Source organism: Streptomyces albicerus, assembly GCF_008905045.1.
Lineage (GTDB): Bacteria > Actinomycetota > Actinomycetes > Streptomycetales > Streptomycetaceae > Streptomyces > Streptomyces albicerus.
Genome location: NZ_VWMY01000027.1, coordinates 17,318 through 32,624, shown reverse-complemented (window position 1 = coordinate 32,624; position 15,307 = coordinate 17,318). Strand labels below are relative to the sequence as shown.

Here is a 15,307-nt window from a genome sequence, read left to right as displayed (position 1 = left end):
GGCCTGTCAGGTCAGGCCGGCCGTTTCGCAGGCGGCCCCGAGCCGGGGGGTGCAGATCTGCTGGATCGTGTACACGCCGTCCTTCACCAGGGTGTCCTTGATGTTGTCGACGGTCACGGCAACGGGAGTGAGCAGGAGGGCCGGAACCACCGTCCCGCCGCGGGGTCGCACCGTGTCCGCGGCCACCTTGTCGAGGCTTTCACCGCGGGCCGCGGTCACGGCCATGGTGGCGCCGCCCGAGGCCTCGGGGGCGAAGGGCTTGTAGACGGTCATGTACTGATCGCCGCCGACGATGCGCTGCAGGGCTCCGAGTTCGGCGTCCTGCCCGGTGACGGGGGGCAGCGGCTGGACCTTGTTCGCTTTGAGGGCGGAGATGCTGCCGGCGGCCAGGCCGTCGTTGGCGGCGTACACCCCGTCGATGTTGCCGACGCCCAGGGCGGCGATGGCGCCGGACATGTTCATGTGCGCCGTCTCCGTCCTCCACTGGAGGGTGTCGTACTCCTTGCCGATCTTCACTCTCTCCTTGAGTACGGACAGCGCGCCCTTCTTGAAGGACACCGCGTTGGGGTCGATGGGGTCGCCGTGCATCATGACGATCTGGCCGCCGTCCGCCCGGTCGCCCAGGGCCTTCAGCAGGGCCCTGCCCTGGAGCCTGCCGACCTCCTCGCCGTCGAAGGAGACATAGCCCGCGATCGGGCCCTCGGCGAGCCGGTCGTAGGCGATGACCGGGATATCCGCTTCATCGGCCTTCTTGACCGCGACGCCGAGCGATCTGGCGTCCACGGCCACGAGCACGATGGCGTCGACCCCCTTGGTGATCATCGAGTTCATCTGTTCCTGCTGGATGGCCACATCGCCCTTGGCGTTGGCGTGCTCGACCCGGCAGTTGGCGCACAGCTCCTTGATCTTCTTCTCGAGCAAGGGCCTGTCCTGTCCCTCCCAGCGGGCCGTGGTGGCGTCCGGCAGCAGCAGACCGATCTCCGGTGTGTTCCCCCTGTCGGAGTCGTTCCCGGCGTCCTGCCCGCAGGCCGCGAGAGCAACGGCCGTGGAGATCGCGGTCATGGCGATGGCCGTGCCCCGGATGCAGGCCTTCATATGAGAGACCTCCCTTGTCCTTCATCTCGCGTGGCGAGGGGGCGCTCACGGTTGCCCGTGACAGGCCTTCAACGGGTACGAGGTCCGGGTGGGGCGCCCCGTCGGCCTGCGCCAGGTGGTTGGCGGCCGACTCACGGAGGGCCGGCGGGGCCATGTCGGCCTCGCGGGTCGGGCTCGGCCGGCGCGGTGCGTACGTCGGGAATCGGCGGGCGGGCGTAGCGGCGTCAAGGGTTCGTGTGCGGGTCGGCCGGGCCGTATGGGACGCGGCGCGATGGCGCGAACCATGTGGAGCGGGCCGGCCACGTCGGAAGGGAGATCCAGGCGAGCACCGGTGCCTGCTCTCACCCGCGGCGGTGGCTCCGGTGGTCGCGCAACGGCGTCGCCCGCCCCGGCGAGGCGGGTCCTCGGGCCGACCGGCCCGGCGCCGGCGGATCCCTCATCGAGCATGGCCATATCTGGCCTCCTCACCAGGCCAGGCGTACGGCCGGGCAGAAGTCCAGCAGCCGAAAGCCGGCCACGATGCCGGTGCCAAACGTCCGCCTGGAACGTGCCGCGGAAGTGGCAGGACGACCACGTCGTAAGTGTGACACCGGCCACCCTGATCTGCGAACCCAGCTGCCGTGGCCATCGATGTCCGGCGTGCGGGCGCCGAGCGAACGCGACGGGACTGTGGGCATCGAAGCGACGCACGCGGCGGCCCCGAAGTGACCCCCGCAGGCGGCCACCCTGCGCACCCGCGCATCCCATGGCGCCGTGCGTCTCGACGCACGAGGGCCGACGGCACCGGCGGCCGGCCTGGCGGCGACGGCACTCAAGTGAAGACTGTCCGTTATGTCCAAATGTGCGATTCTGGTAGACGGGTGTCCGATCTCAACCTGTCGGCACTTACTGCATGGACGGGAGGTAGGTCGCGGACATGCCTCATGACGGCCGTGCCCGGGCCGGGGTCTCGGAGCTGCGGGCATCCGAGGCCGGCGCCGCAGACACCGGTTCACCGCCACCGGTGCCGGAGGCCGCCGCGAGTGGTCGGGCCGCGAGTGATCGGGCCCTGACGTTCGCCGGAGCATCGCTGGCAGCGGTCTATCTGTCGAGTGCCGGCAACGACGAGCTGCGGCTGGTGGAAACGGCCGGTTCTGGCACGTCCGCGTACGGACTGCCGGACCGTTTGCCGCTGTCCGGTGGCTCACCCGCGGCGCACGCCTTCCGCACCGACCGGCCACTGTGGCTGAATCCCGCGGCACTCGCCTCCTTTTCCGAGGGCGGGCCGACGCCGCCGCGAGCGGAGACGTCGCTCGGTGCGCTGCCACTCGGTACGGAGGGCAGGCGGCTGGGCAGCCTCGTCGTCGTGGGGGCTTCCGCGGACGGCTTCGAGGCCGAGCAGCGGCGCTTCCTGGAGCGGTACGCCGACGCGGTCGCCGGGATGCTCCATGCCGGGACCGGCCGCCCCGCGCCGTCGTCGCTGCTGAGTTCCGCCCTGCGGAGTCTGCGCGTCGGCTCGTTCGTCCTCGTGCCGGACACCGGCCTGATCGAGGCGGACGAGACGCTGCTCGAACTGGTCGGCATCACGCCGGATGACTTCGACGGCAAGGCGGACACCCTGCTCGCGCATGCCCTCCCGGAGGACATGCACGCGCTGATGTCGGTCGTCGAGCCGTCCACCCAGGCGTTCGGTCGACGGGAGCTGGAGTTCCGTGTCCGCCGCCCCACGGGGGAAATGCGCTGGCTGAGCCTGAGCTGCCGGGTGGTGGCGGGTACCGACGAACAGCCGGAGCGGGTGCTGGGCGTGGTGACGGCGACCTCGGTACTGCGTCAGAGCGCCGACGACGTTTCCAGGATCCAGTGGCTGACTGCCGCACTCGACGATGCCGCAACGGTTCGTGACGTCGGCCGAGTGGTGGTCACCGCGCTGCGTGAGCCGCTGGGCGCCGACCGGGTGGCGCTCGCCGAGGTGCAGGACGACCGGCTCATGGTCACCGTCTTCGACCCGCCTCAGCCCGCCGCCTGGCCGGAGATGTGGCGTGCCGAGTGGCGATCGGAGTGGCCCGACGCACCGGTCAGCGCCCTGCCCACCCTTCGGCTGGCGCTGCGGGACGGGCGTATGGACCTGTGGCCCACCGGTACCGCCCTCGAACCCGGACTCGCAGGCATCGGTCCGGGCGGTCTGGCCGTCCTGCCGCTGCCTGCCAAGGGCCGGATCGCCGGCGTGTGCCTGGTCGGCTGGGATCAGCCGCACGAGTTCGTCCCCGACGAGCGGTCCCTGCTGACGGCCACCGCGGCACTGGTCGGGCAGGCCCTCAAGCGTGCGCACGGGCACGACGCGGAGCAGGAACTCGCGACGATGTTGCAGCGCAGTCTGCTGCCCCGGCGCCTGCCGGATCTGCCCGGGGGAACGGCCGTCGCCCGCTATCTGCCCGCCAGGCGGGGGTTGCAGGTGGGCGGCGACTGGTACGACGTCATCGCCCTCTCCGAGGATCGGGTGGCGCTGGTCATCGGTGACGTGCAGGGACACAGCGCCGGAGCAGCGACGATCATGGGCCAGATGCGTACCGCGGTGAGGGCATACGCGGTGGAGGGCCACCCGCCCGACGTGGTCGTCTCACGCGCCAACCGCCTCCTCGTCGGCATGGAGACCGACCTGTTCGCCACCTGCTGCTATGTCGAACTGGACATGGAGGAGGGCAACACCCTGTTCGTCCGGGCCGGGCACCTCTCACCGCTGGTACGCCATCCCGACGGCACCACCGAGGAAGTGCAGGTCGAGGGCGGGCTCCCGCTGGGCGTTCTCGCGGAGGCGGAGTTCCCCATGACCGCGGTCGCGCTGGCCCCTGGCACGGTGCTCGCCCTGGTCACCGACGGCCTCGTCGAGGCCGCCGACCTGCCCCTGGACGAGGGCATGCACCGGACGCGCACCGCACTCGCCGCGGCTGACCCATCGGATCCGGGGCGCATGGCCGACGAACTGCTCGGCGACGTCGGCCGTCGTGAGGACGACGTGGCGCTGTTGCTGCTGCGCTACGACGGCATGAAGACCCGGCCGACACGGGCCGGCTGGGCGGTGTGGCGGCTGCCCGACGCCGTCATGCACGCTCGCCGTTTCACCGCGCGCACACTGCGTCGGTGGAAGGTCGAAGAAGCGGCCGACACGGTGCTGCTGGTCGTGTCCGAACTGGTCACCAACGCCCTTGTGCACACCCAGGGACCGGTCCGCGTCGACCTGATCCTCCGCGGGGACCGGGTGCGGGTCTGCGTGAGCGACTCCTCGCCGCGTGCGCCCGCCAAGCCGGTGATCGTGGACTGGGAGGCGACCGGCGGCCGAGGCCTGCTTCTGGTCGAGGCGATGTCGGAGTCCTTCGGCTCGGTGCCGGTGGCCGGCGGCAAACAGGTGTGGAGCGAGATCGACGTGCCGCGCCGCGAGCCGGCTCCCGCGGACTCCGGGCCCGGGACGGAACGAGGGGACCTGCCGTGAGGATCCGTACGCGGCCCGTCATCGCGGCGCTCGTCGCGGGACTCATGACGACGTCCCTGGCCACCGCATGCGGGGGAGGAGACGACCAGGCGGGCACGGACCGCTTCACCGTCGGCCTGCTGCTGCCGAGCCGATCGCTGCCTCGCTGGGAGCAGTCCGACAAGCCACTGATCGAGAAGCGGATCAAGGAGCTGTGCCCTCGCTGCACGATGCAGTACGCCAACGCAGAGAACGACGCGACGAGGCAGAGACATCAGATGATCTCCATGGTCACCAAGGGGGTCAGGGTCCTGATCCTCGACGCCGTCGACACCAAGGCGCTCCGCTCCTCGACCCAGGAGGCCCGTAAGGCGGGTGTCCCCGTCGTCGCGTACGACCGGCTCGCCGAAGGCCCGATATCGGGCTATGTCAGTTTCGACGGTGCGCAGGTCGGCCGGCTCCAGGGCGAGGCGCTCCTGAAGGCCATGGGCGACAGAGCGGACGGCGGGAACGTCGTCATGATGAACGGCGATCCGACCAGCCCCAACGCCGCGTGGTACCGGAGGGGCGCGCTGTCCGTCATCGCAGGCAAGGTGAAGATCGGCAGGTCGTACGACACCCTGGGCTGGAGCACGGAGAAAGCCCACGCCAACATGTCCGCTGCCATCGCGGCGCTGGGCCCGGAGCGGATCGGCGGCGTCCTGGCGGCCAATGACGCAATAGCCGCAGGCGTCATCGCCGCTCTCAAGAGCGCCCGTGTCCGGGAGCTTCCGCCCGTCACCGGCCAGGACGCGGACCTCGAGGCGGTGCGGCGCATCATCAAGGGCGAGCAGTACATGACGGTGTACAAACCCTTCCGGGCGGAAGCCGCCGCGGCCGCCGCCATGGCCGTCGCCCTGGGACGCGGCGAGGACCTCCGCGACGTCGCCGCGACGACGACCGACAGCCCCACCACCACGCACATCCCGTCCGTCCTGCTCACTCCGCGCGCGGTGACGGTCGACACCATCAAGCAGACACTCGTCAAGGATGGCGTCTACACCCTCGACCAGATCTGCACCCCAAAGCTCCGACCCGCCTGCGACAAGGCCGGACTCGCCCGGTAAGGGGACCCGTTCCCGGGGAATGTCGGCGGTGCGGCGGGGTGTACTCAGCTTCCGCACGCGGCGATGGCCATTTCGCGGTAGGAGCCGTAGCACACCCGCGGTGGCCCGGTGTGTCGCCCGGTCGTGACCGGTGTCCGCGGAGGCGCGGCAGGCCTCGGCCGGGAACTGCCCGCGGGGGGTGGGTACTTCGTCACCGCCGCCGCGAGCGCCAGAGCGCGGGTGGCCGCCGGTGAAGGCCAGCAGTCGGCCCCGCACCCGCTGGGGCACTCCACGAGCACTCAGGAAGGCCACCGCTTCGTCCGGGGCGAGGTTGCGCATCCGCACCTGCCTTCGCCGAGGGACCTTCAGAGCCCCTGGCGGATCTACTGGAGCACGGCGAGGTGCCGGGAACCGTCATGGATTTCACTGGGCGTCGGCGCTGTCCTGCGTCGGGTCCGGGACGAGGATCACCTTCCCGGTGACCGTTCCGGACTCGGCCAGCCGCATGGCTTCCGCGGCCTTGCTGAGGGGGACGCGGGCCGCGACCTGCGCGGTGATGGCGCCCTCGGCGAGCAGGGCGAAGACGCGCCCGAGGTCGGTGCGCAGCCGGTCGTGGAAGGCGCCTGAACGGCGCTTGCCCGCCCAGATGTTGTAGAAGTGCGTACGCCGGCCGTTGGGCAGCAGCTTCCAGAGAAGCAGCCGTCCGACGAGCTTGAGAACCGGCAGCTTGGAGGATCCGGCCACGTCCCGGGTGGCCGCGGTGCCGTACGAGACGAGCGTGCCGCCGCGGGCCAGGAGCCCGAAGGAGTCGACGATGCCGTCGCCCCCGACGTGGTCGAACACGGCGTCGACACCGCCGGGCGCCAACTCCCGCACCCTGGCGGGAAGATCGGCCCCCCGGTAGTCGAGCGGAGTCGCACCGAGCGCGCGCACCGCGTCGTGATGGCGGGGTGAAGCGGTGCCGATCACGCGGATGCCGGCGTGGGTGGCCAGCTGCACCAGGGTGGAGCCGACACCGCCGTTCGCCCCGTGCACGAGCACGGTCTGTCCGGCGCGGACCTTGGCGATGCGGTGCAGCATCTGCCAGGCCGTGATGCCGTTGACCACCACCGTCTCGGCTTCGGCGGCATCCAGCGCGCCGGGGACTTCCACCAGGTCGGCGGCGGGCACAACGACCTGGTCGGCCCAGCCGCCCACCTTGGTCAGCGCGGCGAAGCGGCGGCCCGCCAGCGACGCGTCCACCCCCGCGCCGACCCTGACCACGACTCCGACCAGGTCATAGCCGGGCACGAAGGGGAACGGCGGCTGGTCGTAGTACTTGCCGCGGCGCATCTGCTGCTCGGCGAACGACACCCCGGAGGCATCGAGGGCCAGTACGGCCTCACCGGCCGAGGGCTGGGGTGCGGGGCGCACGCGGATCTCGAGCCCGGACGGCTCCACGACCCCGGGAAGGACCACTTCGGTGATCACGTCTGTGCCGGCCTTGGTGTCCATGCGCTCAGAACTCCTTCGTCACCAGCTTCGTTACAGGCTGGCGTGTTTGTGAGAGGATATAACTGAAGCTTGCTCCTCTATAATCCGTAAGTCAAGAACCACCCAGAACCACCCGGCGAAGACGATGAGGCGATGACATGGCCACAGAGGGCCGGACAGGACCTGGCCTGCGCGATCGGTTCCGCGCGCAGGTACGGCAGGAGGTCAAGACAGCGGCACTTCGGCAACTGGCCGAAGGCGGCCCCGAAGCGCTGTCGCTCAACGCCATCGCCAAGCAGGTGGGCATGACCGGCCCCGCGCTCTACCGCTACTTCGCCAACCGGGACGGCCTGCTCACCGAGCTCGTCATCGACGCGTACGGGGACCTGGCGTCCGCGCTCGCCCAAGCAGCCGGTGACGCGGCGGCGGACGGGGGTGCCCGCCTGACCTCCGTCGTACAGGCCTATCGCGACTGGGCCCTGGCCGAGCCGCACCGCTATCGGCTGCTCTTCCGGGCTCCTTTGCAGGGCTACGACGCGCAGGCCACGAGCCTCGTCGAGGCGGCGCAGCCGGCCATGAACGTCGTACTGAACGTGGTGAGCCACCTCGCCACGCCGCGCGCACCGGAGGTGGCCGGCTCTGGGTCCCAATTCCGGAATTGGATGGAGCGCCGCGGAGTCGAAGACGTATCGGAGGCGGTCGCCGCACGGACCACGATGCTCTGGGCCCACCTCCACGGCCTGGTAAGCCTGGAGATCGAGGGCAACTTCACCTCGATGGGCATCGACCCGACGCCCCTGTACGAGGCCGAAGTACGGGACATGGTCCATCCGCGCTGAACCCGCAGCCGGACACGCCCCGGCTCCGCCGCCGAAGCGGGAGCTCCGGCGCGGTGATGGTGGGAGGAACGGAAGCGACCGGCCGTAACCCGGATTTGATGAACCGTCACAGGCCGCGCTGCGTGCACGGGGGAGCAGCCAGGGAAAGCGTCGCCTCCCTTTCACAGCGATTGTTAGCCTTGACTGTGATCGGTTTCCCCCTGTACGGCCAAGGTTCGCGATGAGCGTCGTCGACCCCTTCCCGCTCGGTGCCGCGACCACGCTCGCCGAACTCGCCCGGGATCCGCATCCGCGACTGGCGCTGCTGCGTGCGCATGAGCCCGTGTCCTGGCTGCCCGAGCTGGACGGCTGGCTGGTGACCCGTCGCGACCTCGCGCTGAGCGTGATGCGGGACGCCGCAGCCTTTACCGTCGACGACCCCCGGTTCTCCACCGCACAGGTCGTCGGACCGAGCATGCTCTCCCTGGACGGTGACCAGCACACCCGCCACCGCGAGCCCTTCAGCGCCCCCTTCCGCCCCAGGGAAGTGCGGGACGGCTTCACCTCGTTCATCGAACGGGAGACCGATCGGCTCATCGCCGCAGTGGAACCGGCGGGCGCCGCCGACCTGCGCAGTTCCTTCGCGGGGCCGCTCGCGGTCGCCGTCGTGACCGAGGCGCTCGGGCTGGTCGGAACCACCGCGACGACGGTGCTGTCCTGGTACGACTCCATCGTGCGGTCGGTCTCGGACATCACCGCCGGACATGAGGCGGGGCCTGCCGGTGCCGCGGCGTACGCGCAGCTACGGACCGCCGTGGAAGCCACCGTCGCTGACCGGGGTGGTTCCTCGCTCCTCGGCTCCGCCGCCGGGCAGCTGACGCTGCCCGAGGTCGCGTCCAATGCCGCGGTCCTGATGTTCGGAGGCATCGAGACCACCGAGGCGATGATCACCAACGCGCTGCTGCACCTACTGCGACACCCAGACCAACTCGCCCTTGTCCGAGCCGACACCGGCCTGCTGGACGGCGCGATCGAGGAATCACTGCGCCTCGAATCCGGTGCGGCGGTCGTGGACCGCTACGCCACCCGTGACACTGTCCTCGGCCCGGCCACGATCCGCCGGGGTGAACTGGTCACCGTCTCCCTGGCAGGCGCCAACCGCGACCCGGCCGTCTTCCCCGACCCCGATCGGTTCGACGTCCGCCGCGAGAACGCGCGTCTCCAGCTGGCCTTCGCACACGGCCCGCACTACTGCCTCGCCGCGCACCTGGCCCGCCTGGAGGCCCGCATCGCCCTCCAGCACCTGCTCGAACGCCTCCCCGCCCTGCGCCTCGACCCGGACCGCCCCACCACTCCGTACGGTCTGGTCTTCCGCAAGCCCCTCACCCTCCATGTGCTGTGGGACAGCCCTGCCTGATGGCCCGCTGCTGCCCGCCCCCGGGCACGCATCCGCTGCCCTGCGGCGAACTCGACGGGTCGCTCAACTGATGATCGTCGTCGAAGGGAGCCCTGAACCCGAGAGTCGCTGCTGCGCAAATATGGCGTTCACGGTCAAATGCGGATACCTGTGGAGGGGGACGCGGAGCGGTGTCCAGCTCGCCCCTTGGCCGGACGCACGAGCTTGAACCCGATCTGGAAGGTGGACATGACAATGAAGACACCCCCGATCGTCACGCCGAAGGAGTGGGAGGCGGCGCGCGAGCAGCTGCTCGTGGAGGAGAAGGAGCTGACCCGCGCCCGGGACGCGCTGGCCGCGAAGCGCCGGCGGATGCCGTGGATGGCGGTGGAGAAGGACTACGGGTTCGACGGACCCGAGGGCAGGGCGAGCCTCCTGGACCTGTTCGAGGGCCGTCGTCAGCTGATCGTCTACCGCGCCTTCTTCGAGCCTGGCGTGACCGGCTGGCCCGACCACGCGTGCGTCGGCTGTTCCATGCTGGCCGATCAGGTGGCCCACCTCGCCCATCTGCACGCGCGCAACACCACTCTCGCCTTCGCCTCGCGCGCGCCTCAGCCGGACATCGAGCGCCTGAAAGCGCGGATGGGCTGGACGATGCCCTGGTACACCATGACCGACGAGTTCGACACCGACTTCGACGTGAACGAATGGCACGGCACGAACGCGTTCATCCGCGATGGAGACAGCGTGTTCCGCACCTACTTCATCAACAGTCGCGGCGACGAGGCGATGGGGAGCACCTGGAGTTACCTCGACATAACCGCGCTCGGGCGGCAGGAGGAATGGGAGGATTCGCCCGACGGCTATCCCCAGACTGCGCCGTACGAGTGGTGGAACTGGCACGACGCGTACGGCGACGCCGAGCCGTCGCAGGCGTAGTCGGCCCGAACTTGCCGAGGTTCCCGACGCCGGCGACCGTGACGGGGACGACCTGGGCGAAGCCACGGCGGTGGTGTGTCCCCTGGGGCGCCGCGCATGCCGCGGGCCGGGTGGCGTGCCCGCTGCGAGCGCCGGAAAACCAGGTGCGTGCGACGGGCACGCCACCTACCGTGCCGGGCATGCGCGTCGTATTCACTAAAGGTCCCGGTACGAGTTACGACATCGCCGTGCACCGCGAGACCGGTGCCGCGCTCGCCCCGCGCAACGGGCCCGGCGGGCATCCGTATCTCCCGCACGACCTGGTGCACTTCCTCGTCGAGGCGGAGGCGGGCATCAAGCTCGGGGTCTACGGTCGATTGGCCGCCGGTGACAACGGCCTGTTCTGGCCCGCGGACCCCGCAGAGCGCGCCAAGGCCGCCCGGCGCCGCAAGTCGAAACGAGAGAAGTCGTCTCCCCAGGCGAAGGCCGACATGGCCAGGTCGGAGGAGCTGGCGGGCATCGCCGTACCCGTGTGGGAGGTGCGGCACGGCCACGCGCAAGTGCTGCCGGCGTACGTGACGGCGGGGGAGATCCCCCCGGTGGTCGACCGGATCGTGTCCCGGTTCGACGACTACGCCGACCGCTGGCACACGCTGCCGGTCGGGGGTTCGCTGACCCTGACGTGGTGACGCCGAAGGCGGGTTACTCGCCGGTGGCACCGTCGATGGCTTCGCGGAGGAGGTCCGCGTGGCCGACGTGGCGGGCGTACTCCTCGATGACGTGCTCGAGGACGAACCGCACATCGGTGTCACCGAATTCCGGGCTCCGCACGAGGCGTGCAGGGTCGTCGGTCACCCGTGCGAACACCTGCCGCGACTCCTCGCACGCCTTGAGGTAGTCCTCGTAGACGTCCCTGGCCGGCGTAGGGTCCGATTCGTCGAACCACTCGTCACCGGCCGCGGTGACGTGGGTCCGATAGGGGAAGAACTGAGGGTCTGTGCCCGCGAGCGTCCGCTGGAACCAGGCACGTTCGACCCCCTGCAGATGGCGCATGAGGCCCAGCAGGGTCAACGCCGTTGACGGCACAGGCCGTTGCCTCAGTTGTGCCTCCGAGAGGCCCTCACACTTCCACAGGAAGGTCGCACGGTGGTGGTCGAGGTTCGAAGCGATCACCTTCAGCCACGGGCCCAGCACCACACGCTCGGGCCGAACGATCTTCTGGACCACGATGTCACCCACGCTGGGGTCTCCCTACTCGTCAACGGTCTTGGTCGAGTGCACCGCAGCAAGTCACCCTGTTCGGTCCGGTTCGACGGTGTACTTGACGAGCACGAGTCCGGAACCGTCCCAGGTGCGGGTGCCGAGCAGGCGCAGGGAGACCGGCGGCCGGTTCGCGAAGGCAGGGGTGCCCGCGCCCAGCACGCCGGCGCCGATCATCAGGTGGAGCTCGTCGACGAGGCCGTGGGCCAGCAGGTCGTTCCACAGGGTGTGGCTGCCGAAGACGATGATGTCGCGGCCGGGGCCGCGCTTGAGTTCAGCGATCTGCTTGTGCGCCTCGGCGCGGCGCACGATGCGCGTGTTCTGCCATGGCGCCCCCGGGTTGGGCGTGAGGGTGTCGGAGACGACAACCTTGTCGATCTCGTTGTTGCGGCGCGAGATCTCGCGCTCCAGCGGTGGCGCGTCGGCATCGTCGGCGATCGCCGGCCAGTAGCTCCGGAACCCTTCGTACGAGGCGCGGCCGAGCAGCAGGGTGTCGGCTGCCCGTAGCCGCTCGGCGTTGTACTCGGAGAAGCCCTGGTCGAACGGCATGGCCATGACGTCACCGCCCGGGCCCTCGAAGTAACCGTCGAGGGAGATGATGTTGCAGACGATCAGCTTGCGCATCGTCGACACTCCTTCCGGACATGCGTCCTCGGCATTGGGTCGTGCAGGGTAGACCCCATCCGTGCCGCGAAGTCATCGGACGCGGCGTTTTCGACTCAGCCGTACACCGACACGCCCCAGAAACAGCTCCTCGACTCCTGAGGACGCTCAGCAGTCGCGTACGCCTCCGCTGTGGGGAGGACGGCCGTCGCCCATGCCCTCGGAGTGCCATGCCGGGTTCCCGCTGTGCTCGCTCGATGGCTGAAAAAGGGTTCTCCCAACGCTCACTTTCCGTTGGGAAACGGACCGGGGGTTCGCTCCTAGGGTGACTGGCGCCGCTCCCCAGTTGGCTGCATCGAGAGGACTCCCATGACAGGCAAGTCCGCCGGAAGACCGACTGGTCCCGGTTTTGAACGACGTACCCTGCTGCGCGGGGCCGCCGTGGCCGCGGCCGCGTCCGTCCCCTTCCAGGCTCTCGCCGCGCGGACGGCGGCAGCCGCGCCGGTGAAGCTTGAATTCGACGCAGGGTACGGCCCGTTGAGCCCGGTCAAGGATCACGCGACCGGCCTGGAGCTGCTGCAGCTGCCGCGCGGGTTCGAGTACATCACCTACGGCTGGACGAACGACCTCATGGACGACGGGGTGCGCACCCCGGGCTCGCACGACGGCATGGCGGCCTTCCGGTACGGGGACAAGGTCCACCTCGTCCGCAACCACGAGCGCGGCGTCGGACCCGCCTTCACCGCCCCCGCCTACAACCCAGAGGCCGGCGGCGGCACCACCACCCTCGTCTTCGACCCGGACGCCGGCCAGTGGCTGGAGTCCTACGGCAGCCTCGGCGGCACCATCCGCAACTGCGCCGGTGGGCCCACCCCCTGGAACACCTGGCTCACCTGCGAGGAGACCTTCTCCACGACCGCCGGCAAGCGCCACGGCTACATCTTCGAGGTGGCCTCGCAGGGCAAGGGCAACCCCGAGCCCTACAAGGCCATGGGCCGGTTCAATCACGAGGCCATCGCCATCGACCCGGCGACCGGCTACGTCTACGAGACCGAGGACCGCGGCGACGCGTCGCTGTACCGGTTCGTTCCGGCGGTGCCGGGCGACCTCGCCAAGGGCGGTCGGCTCGAGGCCCTGCGCATCGGCACCACGACGTACGACACCCGCCTCGACGGCGAGAAGTCGTACGGCGCCGTCTCCTGGGTGCCCGTGGACGACGTCGACCCGGCCACGGACACGGTGCGGGTCCAGGCGCAGGCGAAGGGCGCCGCGGTGTTCAGCCGCCTCGAGGGCGCCTGGTACGGCAACGACCGTATCTACGTGATCACGACCGACGGCGGTCCCGCCCGCCAGGGGCAGGTCTTCGAACTCGATCCCGCCACCGACGAGTTCAGGGTGCTCTTCGCCTCCCCGGGCTCCGACGTGCTGAACGCGCCGGACAACATGTGCGTCAGCCCCCGTGGCGGCCTGGTGCTCTGCGAGGACGGCGGCGGCACCGAGTACGTCCACGGGCTGACCCAAGACGGCGAGATCTTCCGCTTCGCCACCAACAACGTCGACCTGCGCGGGGGGACGGCGGGTAAGAACGTCCCGGCCGCCGACCACAGGGGATCCGAATGGGCCGGCTCCGTGTTCGAACCGAAGAACGGTAACTGGCTGTTCGTGAACATCCAGACCCCCGGCATCACGTTCGCCATCACCGGTCCCTGGACCCAGGGCGCGCTCTGATCCGTCCGCTGGCCAGGCCCGCAGGGCTGCCGGACCGGAGACAGAAACCGGTCCGGCAGCCCCCGCCCGGCGGTTCTGACGGCGCACAGGTCCCGCGGTCGTTGAAGGGCGCGGGACCCATCCGTGGGATCAGCCGTGGTAGCGGATGTAGCCGTTGCCGTCAGGGTCTGAGCCGCTCTTGGTGTAGGCGTGTACGTCTGCGCGGCTGCCGGAGGGCTTGTAGAGGTAGATCGTGTCGCGGTCGTTGTTCCACAGGAAGTTGCAGTTGTCGCGGTAGACGACGTTGCGGCCGTCGGAGTCGGTGCCGTTGCCGCCGCGCAGCTTCACATAGTCACCGGGCTGGAGGTAGTGGTTCACGGTGAAGACGAAGCGGTTGCCGACGGCGTCCTTGACGACGTAGCCCTTGAGGTTGACGGTCGCCGAGGACGAGTAGTTCTTGATCGTCAGGTACTCCTCGTCGGTGTTGCCGGTAGAGCAGCTGTTGGAGTCACGGCCGGGAGCGTCGTACTGCACGCCGCGGATCTTCAACGCCGACGAGTACTCGGCGGCGTTGGCCGGGGCGGCGGCGAGAGCGGCCAGCGCGCAGGCTGCGATGGTTACGGCTATGACAGGGTGCTTGTCCAAGAGAATTCCCCCTCCAGATCCCAGTGAGGCCTGGAGTTTAGCCACCACGTGAAACTTCCGTGTCCGTTAGGGGGTAATCGCCTCACCTGCCACCAAGATTTGATAAGAGGCCGCACGTTCTGAACCGCAGGCCCCTACCTGTTCGCTCGTCGGCCGAAGCCGGTCGAAGGGCGCCTCCTCGCTTGTGGGAGCGCTCCCGAGAAGTCAGGATGCCGTCCATGCGTCCGCAGCCGAGAATCCGCCCCTACCAGCTCACCGACCAGGCCGGAGTCGCGGCCGTATGCGTGCGAACCGCACACGACGGAGGGGACTCGCGTGACCTCTATCCCGACGAGGAGCTGATGCCGTCCATCTTCGCCGAGCCCTACTGCCGCCTCGAGCCGGACCTGGCGTTCGTCCTGGACGACGGATTCGGCCGACCGGTCGGCTACATCGTCGGCACCGCGAACACGCAGGAGTTCGTCAAGGACTTCCGCGAGAGGTGGCTTCCTCGCGTCGCCCGACGTTACCCCGAACCGGCGAGGGCACCCCGTACGCCGAGTGAGGAGATGATCCGGCTGCTGCATACTCCCGAGCGGATGATCCTGCCGGAACTCGCGGCGTACCCCGCTCACTTGCACATCGATCTCCTGCCGGAATGGCAACGGCGGGGTTTCGGGCGGGAGTTGATGAACACGTTCCTGGCCGCGCTGGACGACCGTGGCGTTCCGGCCGTCCATCTGGGCATGGTCAGTGCCAACACCCCGGCGCGCGCGTTCTACGACCGCCTCGGCTTCCACGAGATCCCGGTCCCCGCCTCCGGCCCGCTCACCTATCTCGGCAGGCCGACGGCTGCCACTACGCCGTAGCCGGAGTGAACGGC

At 69.7% G+C, this 15,307-nt stretch carries 13 protein-coding genes; 8 read left to right on the top strand and 5 right to left on the bottom strand.

The annotated features are described in order from the left end of the window. Positions 1–6: 6 nt before the first annotated feature. The gene (locus tag GAS53_RS24700; RefSeq protein WP_151479899.1) at positions 7–1,095 is read right to left on the bottom strand and encodes a sugar ABC transporter substrate-binding protein; all 1,089 of its coding nucleotides are present in this window, start codon (positions 1,093–1,095) and stop codon (positions 7–9) included. 916 nt (positions 1,096–2,011) lie between these two features. Between GAS53_RS24700 and GAS53_RS24695 the strand changes: the two genes are divergently transcribed. After that, positions 2,012–4,561, top strand: a complete 2,550-nt coding sequence (locus GAS53_RS24695; protein ID WP_151479898.1) for a SpoIIE family protein phosphatase — start codon at positions 2,012–2,014, stop codon at positions 4,559–4,561. Beyond that, positions 4,558–5,646 (top strand): sugar ABC transporter substrate-binding protein, encoded by a 1,089-nt coding sequence (locus GAS53_RS24690; RefSeq protein ID WP_225859059.1) that lies wholly within the window; start codon positions 4,558–4,560, stop codon positions 5,644–5,646. The genes GAS53_RS24695 and GAS53_RS24690 overlap by 4 nt, the downstream gene beginning before the upstream one ends. 402 nt (positions 5,647–6,048) lie before the next feature. On the opposite strand, the gene GAS53_RS24685 is transcribed toward GAS53_RS24690, so the two are convergent. Continuing rightward, positions 6,049–7,119, bottom strand: coding sequence for a medium chain dehydrogenase/reductase family protein (locus GAS53_RS24685; RefSeq protein ID WP_151479897.1), 1,071 nt, complete (start codon positions 7,117–7,119; stop codon positions 6,049–6,051). Positions 7,120–7,256: 137 nt separating this feature from the next. Here GAS53_RS24685 and GAS53_RS24680 point away from each other — a divergent pair, with 137 nt between their 5' ends. The 4 genes from GAS53_RS24680 to GAS53_RS24665 all read left to right on the top strand — a co-directional run bounded on the left by GAS53_RS24680 (position 7,257) and on the right by GAS53_RS24665 (position 10,919). Next, positions 7,257–7,937 carry a TetR/AcrR family transcriptional regulator gene (locus GAS53_RS24680; protein WP_151479896.1) on the top strand — a complete coding sequence of 227 codons (681 nt, stop codon included), beginning with the start codon at positions 7,257–7,259 and terminating at the stop codon, positions 7,935–7,937. A 220-nt stretch (positions 7,938–8,157) separates the two neighbouring features. Then, positions 8,158–9,333 (top strand): cytochrome P450, encoded by a 1,176-nt coding sequence (locus GAS53_RS24675; RefSeq protein ID WP_151479895.1) that lies wholly within the window; start codon positions 8,158–8,160, stop codon positions 9,331–9,333. Between the two features lie 234 nt (positions 9,334–9,567). Then, positions 9,568–10,251 (top strand): DUF899 domain-containing protein, encoded by a 684-nt coding sequence (locus GAS53_RS24670; RefSeq protein ID WP_151479894.1) that lies wholly within the window; start codon positions 9,568–9,570, stop codon positions 10,249–10,251. Positions 10,252–10,430: 179 nt separating this feature from the next. Then, positions 10,431–10,919 (top strand): hypothetical protein, encoded by a 489-nt coding sequence (locus GAS53_RS24665; RefSeq protein ID WP_192583262.1) that lies wholly within the window; start codon positions 10,431–10,433, stop codon positions 10,917–10,919. Positions 10,920–10,932: 13 nt separating this feature from the next. On the opposite strand, the gene GAS53_RS24660 is transcribed toward GAS53_RS24665, so the two are convergent. Then, entirely contained in the window at positions 10,933–11,469 is a 537-nt protein-coding gene (locus tag GAS53_RS24660) for a DinB family protein (protein WP_151479892.1), read from the bottom strand. A 51-nt stretch (positions 11,470–11,520) separates the two neighbouring features. Continuing rightward, positions 11,521–12,114: a dihydrofolate reductase family protein gene (locus GAS53_RS24655; protein WP_151479891.1), complete on the bottom strand. Its 594-nt coding sequence runs from the start codon at positions 12,112–12,114 to the stop codon at positions 11,521–11,523. A gap of 348 nt (positions 12,115–12,462) precedes the next feature. On the opposite strand from GAS53_RS24655, the gene GAS53_RS24650 reads away from it, so the two are divergent. Next, complete coding sequence (locus GAS53_RS24650) at positions 12,463–13,821, top strand: alkaline phosphatase PhoX (protein WP_151479890.1); 1,359 nt, start codon at positions 12,463–12,465, stop codon at positions 13,819–13,821. A gap of 129 nt (positions 13,822–13,950) precedes the next feature. Here the strand turns inward: GAS53_RS24650 and GAS53_RS24645 are convergent, their stop codons facing one another. After that, on the bottom strand, positions 13,951–14,445 hold the full coding sequence (locus tag GAS53_RS24645; protein ID WP_151479889.1) for a lamin tail domain-containing protein: 495 nt from the start codon (positions 14,443–14,445) through the stop codon (positions 13,951–13,953). Positions 14,446–14,663: 218 nt separating this feature from the next. On the opposite strand from GAS53_RS24645, the gene GAS53_RS24640 reads away from it, so the two are divergent. Continuing rightward, positions 14,664–15,293: a GNAT family N-acetyltransferase gene (locus GAS53_RS24640; RefSeq protein WP_192583261.1), complete on the top strand. Its 630-nt coding sequence runs from the start codon at positions 14,664–14,666 to the stop codon at positions 15,291–15,293. The last annotated feature ends 14 nt before the right edge of the window (positions 15,294–15,307 follow it).